This is a genomic window from Psittacicella gerlachiana (assembly GCF_003585965.1).
In the GTDB taxonomy this organism is placed as follows: domain Bacteria; phylum Pseudomonadota; class Gammaproteobacteria; order Enterobacterales; family Psittacicellaceae; genus Psittacicella; species Psittacicella gerlachiana.
On the sequence record NZ_NRJF01000285.1, the window covers coordinates 1 to 1,113 of the forward strand.

The 1,113-nt window shown below is 30.6% G+C and carries 1 protein-coding gene; it reads right to left on the reverse strand.

The genetic code is table 11. The features are described 5' to 3' along the window. A partial coding sequence (locus CKF59_RS07710; RefSeq protein ID WP_484283402.1) for a 4-(cytidine 5'-diphospho)-2-C-methyl-D-erythritol kinase occupies positions 1-1,053 on the reverse strand: 1,053 nt, incomplete at its 3' end. Positions 1,054-1,113 lie beyond the last annotated feature (60 nt).

The following is a 1,113-nucleotide window of genomic DNA, read 5'->3' on the forward strand; positions in this document are numbered from 1 at the left end:
GGCATTAGCTTGAGCTTCAGGTTTTGGAGTATTTAATGTTTGCTCCCAACTTTTTAAAAATATTTTTTTAAAATTACCATTATCTTCATGAGCAACTACATCTATATCCTCTCCTAAACCACTAAATGCACTTTTAGTATCTACTTTATAATCCGAAGTAAATACTAAAAAATATCCTTTAAGCCAAGAGCTATACTTTTGCTCAATATGACGAGCTAAACCTATAAAGTCTAAAGCTTGATTTGGAATTATATTTGGATTACGATTTACCGCTTCAATTAATTGATGAGCTAAATCAAGGAGAATTAACAGTAATTCTTGAGTAAATGAGGTATTATGCGGAAATTTTAGTTCTCTATTACTATAATCATAGAAAGATAAAGGATCAGTTAAATCATAGTTTTCTTTCTTTAGTTCTGCTTCAACTTTTTCTAAATAAGTAAAGAGAGAAGAAAAAACTTGGTAAAACTCTTCAGCTTGAGGGGTAAAGAATAAATCCCCAACTCTATAACCTAGTGAAGACTTGCCATGGACAAATACTGCACAATCAGCACCTACTCTTTGAGCAATAGAAACTAAATTATTTGGGGTTAATAATGGAAAAAACTTTCTCGCAACCGTATTTAAAATTACCGCTCCATTAGACGAACCTCCACCTAATCCTCCTTGTACAGGAACTCGTTTATCAACTTTTACCGTTAACTTATAACTAGCAAAATTTTTAATTTGTTCAATTGAACTTGTACTCATTAACTCAGGACTTAAAACCAGTTGAGCAATTGAACGGTAAATGAGATTTTGTTCTTTATTTACAATCCCATCAAAACCATAAATCTCTAGATTATTTAAAAAGATTCGTCCTGCTTCTAAAATATTTGCAGGCATTTGCTCAGGATCACTTATTTGTTCCCAAGTAACAACTAAATAATCTGAAACTTGAGGAAGAATTTTAAAATAAGTACTAATTGCATGATAACCATTAGGACACTTAGCATCTACATTTAAAAATAAATTTAATTTTGCGGGAGAGTTAAGAATATACGACTCTTTCACATTAACTCCTTAGATTATTAATAAAACTTTTCCTTTGCCTATTATAAGACACTTAAATTT